Annotated in this window: 2 protein-coding genes; both read right to left on the reverse strand. The window is 63.8% G+C overall.

The genetic code is table 11. The annotated features are described in order from the left end of the window. Window positions 1-207, reverse strand: a 207-nt coding sequence (locus SY1_RS07240) for a hypothetical protein (RefSeq protein WP_208873261.1), incomplete at its 3' end; no start/stop codon positions are given. After that, window positions 208-1,083, reverse strand: coding sequence for a methylenetetrahydrofolate reductase [NAD(P)H] (gene metF, locus SY1_RS07245; RefSeq protein WP_243440622.1), 876 nt, complete (start codon window positions 1,081-1,083; stop codon window positions 208-210). Between the last annotated feature and the right edge of the window lie 316 nt (window positions 1,084-1,399).

A 1,399-nucleotide genomic window follows, 5' to 3' on the forward strand; every position in this document is an offset into this window, starting at 1 on the left:
CTGAATGGTGAAGCCCGCGACGACGACGCCCCGGCCGTCCGCGAGGACCTCTGAGGGGAAGCGACGGGAGACACTCCGGGGCTGCACGACGCCTTCGAGCTCCTCGAAGGTCCGCCTCACCTGCAGGGAGAGCTCTCCGCTGCGCTGGTGGGACGGGACGCGCATGAAGCGCAGCGCGTCGTCGATCATGGTCTGCGTGGGGTCCATTCAGGACCTCTTGACCCTCATGGAGTAGAGGATGGCGCGGATGTTCTCGTCGATGCGGCGCACGACGTCCGCCTGGTTCATGGTGTAGAGGTGGATGCCCTCCACCCCGCGGGCCAGGAGGTCGATGATCTGGTCCGTGGCGTAGGCGATGCCTGCCTCCTTGATGGCCCCCGAGTTGTGCCCGTAGGCATCGACGAAGCGCTGCACGCGCGCGGGCACGCTGGCGCCGCACATGGTGATCATCTTCTCGATCTGGTGGGGGGAGGTGATGGGCATGATGCCGGCGATGATGGGCTGCTTGATGCCGATGGCGCGGGCCTTGTCCCGGAAGGAGAAGAACGTGTCGTTGTCGAAGAACAGCTGCGAGACGAGGGCCTTCACGCCGAGGTCGCACTTCTCCTTCAGGTGGTGCAGGTCCGTCCCCATGCTGGGGGCCTCCAGGTGCTTCTCCGGGTAGCAGGCGGCGAACAGGTCGAACTCGCGGCCCCGTTCGTTGATGAAGGCAACGAGCTCCGAGGCGTGGTGGAACTCGCCCAGGTCCTTCTCGTCCTTCAGGTCGCCGCGCAGGGCCAGGACGTTTCGGACGCCCGCGGCCTTGAGCTCGTCCAGAATCTCCCCGATGTTCGCCCGCGTGGCTCCGACGCAGGTCAGGTGCGCCACGCCCATGATGCTGTACTTGTTCTGGATGCCCGAGGCGATCTTCACCGTGTTGTCGCGGCTGGTCCCGCCCGCGCCGTAGGTGACGCTGATGAGGTCCGGGCCGAGGCTCGCCAGGTTGTCGATGGTGGCGTAGGTCCCCTCAAGGCTCATGGAGCCCTTGGGGGGAAAGATCTCAAAGGTATAACTCGGCGTCGGGATGTCTAAAAGCTTCTTCACGGTAGCGGCAACTCCTTTCATTTGCCGCAGCGCGGCTGCGGCACGGTCCGGCGCCTCCGGCAAAAGGGAGACGCCGCCCCTGCGACCATGGGCGGCGTCTCCTCAAAAAACGACAAAGCTCCACTTATCGCTGTCAGCAGGACCACCTTGAACGACGTGTCGAACAGGTTGGCGCAGGATCGTCGAGCTGACTCTCTCCCCGTGCTCTCGATAATATATTCAATTCAGGCATTCTATCACAAGGGGCTCCTTTGAGCAAATCGGCTTTCACCGAAACCACCCGGCCAGCCTCTCGATCTGTCGACTGAAGCGGACG

This window comes from Fretibacterium fastidiosum (genome assembly GCF_000210715.1).
GTDB lineage: Bacteria > Synergistota > Synergistia > Synergistales > Aminobacteriaceae > Fretibacterium > Fretibacterium fastidiosum.